We start from the raw sequence: 5,898 nt of genomic DNA on the forward strand, positions 1-5,898 counted from the left end.
AATAATATATTATAACATCTTTAAAATTTGCACTTAATTACAAACTTTTTTCAAGGGATATAAAATAGAAAATTTAAAAATTGCATTTTATTATTTAAAAATATATTTTAATTTAGGTATTTTAAAACTTAAAATTTTAATAAAAAAAGTTTTTAATAATGGCAGGGAATTTAAAAAACACTTAGATAGAAGTAATAGCTACTTCTGTCTCTAAATTAGGAATGTGTAATTCATTGTTGCTTCTAATATTTATTGGTTTTAATAATGATTCTTTGTTGGTTTTAAGGATTAATAAAACTTCTAATTTTATATTTTCTTCATCAATAGCTATTTCCATGTATCCTACCTTAATTTTAGTTAATAGTTCTTTTTTTACTTTAAATAAGTTTGAAGCATCTGTTATTTCTAATCCTATAGCTTCATTATTTTTATTCAGATCTAAAACTATCTTATTTGTTAAAAATTCACTAAATTCATACTTGTTTTTTTCATTATAGAAAAACAGAATATCAGTTTCTAAATCATAGTTAAAAAATAAAATATTTTCTTTCATGATATCTACCTTTTTATTTCTTAAAATTATATAGTGTTACAATATTAATAAATTTATCTTTTATTAAGTATTATTTTACTAAATAAAATTCTAATTAATCGTTATGCCAAATTTAATCAATTTAAAACTAACTTTAAATTATCTAAAATTTAAAAATTTTGGATTATGGGACATCCTCTAAAAATTCTACCTGTTTTAATTTTTTGCCCATGTTTTGCTTTTTTATTATAATTTATAATATCTGTTTTTTTATTAATATATATTTTTCTATTTGATTTATTTAGGAATTTGTTTATATGATAATATAAAAATTTATTTAATAAATGTTAACAATTTTTTTAATTGATTGTATTTTTTTTAACATATCTATAAAGGGATTTAAATGGCTTTAATTAATTTAAGTGCATGGAAATTCGTATACATGGGGTGGGTGAAAGCTGGAATTTTTCTTTTTATCTTAATGTTTCTGTTTTGTGCATCTTTCTCTGCAGTTTCAGCAAATAATATTGCTGTTAGTGGAGATTCTTTTGATGATATAAAGAATGCTATTACCACTGTTAATTCTGGAGATATTATTCTATTAGGCTCAAATACTTTTAAAAGTAATGGTTCAGGAATTAGAGTCACTACGGAAAATTTAACTTTTATCGGTGCTTCCCCTAATAATCCTGCAACAGTATCTGGAGAAAATATCAGCAGAATTTTCTTGATTAATGCAACAAACATCACATTTAAATATATTAACTTTATTAATGGCAATGGACATGACACTAGTGGAACAGCCATTATAACTTATTCTAAAATAACTATTGACAACTGCACATTTTCAAACAACACTGGAGAAAGTGGAGCAGCTATTTTCATAGGTCCTCTAGGATATAATTCTATTATAAAAAACTCCATTTTCAACAATAATAAAGGAATACAAGTAAGCACAGACAATTTTATTCAAGGAGGGGCAATAAGATCAGCTACAACAAACTTAACAATCACAGACTCAACATTTACTAACAATTTCGCCATAAATGACGGAGGAGCCATTTCTATAGTCAATGGAATAGGAAATAAAATTATCAACTGCAAATTTATCAATAACAGTGCAAATATGGGTGGAGCAATCAGAATTTCTGACTCTGAAGCAACTATTAGCAACTCTCTATTTAATCAAAACAATGCAAGCAATGTAGGAACAATATTCACATTAAACGGATCAGCCACAATATTAAACTCTAACTTCACCTCTAACAAAGCAAACAACGGTGGAGCAATAGGAATATACAACAGAACCACCAATGATAACAAAATAATCATCTTAAAAAACTTAATCTTTGACTCAAATAAAGCCACAGACATGGGTGGAGCAATTTACACCCGAATTCCAATCAAATACCTAAATGACTCTACATTTAAAAATAACTCTGCCATAGATGGAGGAGGAATCTACTCTTTAAGCAATTTACAAATTAATGCAGTTAACTTTTCACAAAACACTGCTACCACCTCTGGTGGAGCAATTTACACAAATGGCCAAATAAGCATCTCTTCTAAATCTAATTTCACTTCAAATAATGCAAAAAATGGTGGAGCAATATACACTCTTAAGAATTTAAACATTTCTAACTCAATATTTAGCAAAAACAATGCCCTATCCAATGGTGGAGCACTGTATGTCAATGGTGAAACAACTAGAATATTAAGCAATTCAAATTTTTCATCAAATAAGGGTGTTAACGGTGGTGTGATTTATTCTAATGGTGTACTAAGTATTGTTTCAGCTAATTTTAATGATAATCTTGCAACTGGTAGTGGTGGAGCTATTTATTCTCTTAAAAGCTTACAAATTTCTTCATCTAAGTTTAATGGGAACAATGCATCAACTAATGGTGGAGCATTGTATTTAAATGATGGAGTTACAACCATTACTGGTAAATCTACTTTTAATAATAATAACGCTATTAATGGTGGTGGAATTTATACTAATTCTAATTTAACCATTAATTCTATTGGATTTTCAAGTAATGTTGTTAGTTCTAATGGTGCTGGACTATATATTAACAGTGGCAATGTAAATATTTTAAATAATTCTAATTTCACTAACAATAAAGCACTTAATGGTAGTGGGGTCTACAGTAAGGGTAAATTAGTTGTTAATAATGTTTTATTCTTAAACAATAATGCATTAGCTAATGGTGGAGCTATTTACAGTTTAAATGATTTAAATATTTCTAATTCCGTATTTAGTAAAAATAATGCCATATCCAATGGTGGAGCATTGTATGTCAATGGAGGAACAACTAGAATATTAAGTAATTCAAATTTTTCATCCAATAATGGTGTTAACGGTGGTGCAATTTACTCTAACGGTGTATTAAGTATTGTTTCAGCTAATTTTAATGATAATCTTGCAACTGGTAGTGGTGGAGCTATTTATTCGCTTAAAAATTTACAAATTTCTTCATCTAAGTTTAATGGAAACAATGCATCTACTAATGGTGGAGCATTGTGTTTAAATGGTGGAGTTACAACCATTACTGGTAAATCTACTTTTAATAATAATAAAGCCATTAATGGTGGTGGAATTTATACTAATTCTAATTTAACTATTAATTCTGTTGGGTTTTCAGGTAATATTGTTAGTTCTAACGGCGGTGGGCTATATATTAGTAACGGTACTGTGAATATTTTAAATAATTCTAATTTCACTAATAATAAAGCAATTAATGGTAGTGGAATCTACATTAATGGTAAACTAGTTGTTAACAATGTTTTATTTTTAAACAACAATGCATCAGCTAATGGTGGAGCTATTTATTCTAATAACCAGGACCCAATCAATATATCTAATTCTTATTTCAATGGTAATAGTGCAACTAATGGTGGTGCTCTTTATCTTGAATCAGAATCCTATATAACTTCCTCTAATTTTATAAATAACAAAGCTAACAGTGGAAATTCCATTGTACATTTAAAAAATGCAATTTTAATTCAAAACAATAATTTTAATAGCAATATTGGAGGAGGATTAGAATTAACAGGTAGTGGAACTCTTGTTTCTGGAAATAAATTTGTTAGCAATAGTGGAAATGGTGCTTATAGTTCTAATATTAAAAATGGAATTATAAACAATAATGTTTTCCAAAATAACAGTGGAATTGGTTTTTATGCTAAAGGGAATAATAATAAAATATCCAACAATAACTTCACCAACAATAAAAGAGGAATTGAAATTGTTGGCGATGACACTGAATTTAAAAACAATAATCTAAGAAATAACAATTTTGAAGGAGCTATTTTAAATGGAAACCGCGTAAATATTCTTAATAATAATATTTCAGGCAATAAAGGCAATACATTAAAAATTATAGGTAATTATGCTACAATTGAAAGAAATTTAATTTATAATAACCTTGCTATTAAATCTTATGATTGTATAATTTTCATTAAAGGCAACTATGCTAAATTAAGATACAACACAATTAAAAACAATAATCTACAGGGAATACATTTATCTGGTGACAATTCCCAAATAACATATAATGCTTTATCCAATAACAACAACCAGCTAATTGTGAACGGAAATAAAGCAATAATACAACATAATAACATTTCTAACAGTAAAAACAATGGTATTTATCTAAATGGAAATAATGGAAATGTTTCATACAATTATGTTCATCACAACAACAAAACAGGAATTGTTGCAAAAGGAAACTATAACAAAATCTCCAACAACACAATTAAAAACAACAAAGCCCAAGGACTCTACATAAAAACTAACAAATCAAAAATTTTATACAACAACATAAACAACAACCTTAAAAACGGAATCAAAGGAGAAGGAAACAACAACCTATTCAAAAACAATTCCATTACCAATAACTCTAAAAAAACAAAAAACTGTGCAATCTACTTCAAAGGAAACCACAACAACTACACACACAACAAAATCCACAACAACGGATACCATGGACTACACACAATAGGCAAAGACAATAAAATAGCTTACATGACTTTAAAAAACAATAAAAACACCCAAACACTTATTCAAGGAAACAATAATCTAATCTACAACTTAACCACTTACAATAGCCCAAAATCAGGAATAACCATAATTGGAAATAACAACAAACTATTTAAAAGCAAAACTTACAAAAACAAAATCCACGGACTTGTAATCAAAGGAAACAATAACCAAATTAACAAAACAACCATTAACTCAAACAACAACACAGGAGTCTTCGTTAACGGCTCTAACAATAAATTTATACAAAACACCATAAAAACTAATAAAAACGGTATTCATCAAATAGCTGGCAAAAAGAATTACTTTAACTACAATTACATTTTCAACAAAAAATATAATCTTTATCGATCTAAAGGCTCTGCCAATGCAGAATACAATTGGTGGGGAGAAAACAAAGCATATAAAGTAAAAAACACTAAAATTAACAGATATGTTACAGCATATTTAGATGCACCAAACACACTAAAACTAAAAAAAATACATAATATTTATGTAAAATTTAAAGATGACAAAAATAAAAAATTAAAAAAACCAATACCTTCACTAAAAGTTAAATTTAAATTTGACGGAGAATATGCTCCTTTTTCATATGATGTCACTAAAAATTTGGCTAACGGTAAAATAAGAGTCTCTAATTATGGTTTTTACACTTTAAAAGCAACTATTGATAATCAAACCCTAAATAAATATTATCTTGGTGATTCAAAAGGCAAAGAATATGATTTAAACTTATACATAAAAAAATTATTTAAAAAAGAAGGAATTAAAGCTAACCCAAGCATTATTCATAGCACTCGTAAATCTGTTTTAAATAATTTAAAAAATTTTAAACCAAGGCCAAATCCTTATAGTAGCAATAATAAAGGCATAACTCCTAATTTACAATCTAATAATTATTTATATAGTGCTTATTCTTTGATTCAAGGATTATACAATATTAATATTCCTAAAAACTCAGTTTTAAATTCAAATCTTGGAAAATTTCTTTTAATTTCTTCGCTTCTGGTTCCTTTTTCAGGAAATACTTTTCAGATTTATACTGATGGTAAATTTATCGATGCAATATTAAACTCAAATGGTGACCCTTGGAAATTTATTAATGCTGATTATTTAACCATCCCAGGCTACAATTATCTTAATAAACTTAACATTAATGGCATTCCAGCTGGCCATGGAATTAAAATTATCTTGGATATCGCATTATGCATTGATAACAATGGAAAAATGAGCATTGGTGGTTTCCTAATCAATGTGGCTTCATTAATTATAACTATTCTTACTGCCGGTACAGGCACAGGTGCTATCGCAAGCCTTAAAACAG

General features: G+C 27.3%; 2 protein-coding genes. One reads left to right on the plus strand and one right to left on the minus strand.

The genetic code is table 11. The features are described 5' to 3' along the window. Nucleotides 1–181: 181 nt before the first annotated feature. Complete coding sequence (locus MBCUR_RS00510; protein WP_067088878.1) at nt 182–553, minus strand: DUF2283 domain-containing protein; 372 nt, start codon at nt 551–553, stop codon at nt 182–184. A 382-nt stretch (nt 554–935) separates the two neighbouring features. Between MBCUR_RS00510 and MBCUR_RS00515 the strand changes: the two genes are divergently transcribed. Beyond that, nucleotides 936–5,898 (plus strand): beta strand repeat-containing protein (locus tag MBCUR_RS00515; RefSeq protein ID WP_157077473.1); only part of this gene is annotated, 4,963 nt, incomplete at its 3' end.

Source organism: Methanobrevibacter curvatus (genome assembly GCF_001639295.1).
In the GTDB taxonomy this organism is placed as follows: domain Archaea; phylum Methanobacteriota; class Methanobacteria; order Methanobacteriales; family Methanobacteriaceae; genus Methanoflexus; species Methanoflexus curvatus.

What these genes read in the sequence shown, in the direction of transcription:
- MBCUR_RS00510 (WP_067088878.1), bottom strand. Translation starts at nt 553, where the DNA reads ATGAAAGAAAATATTTTATTTTTTAACTATGATTTAGAAACTGATATT.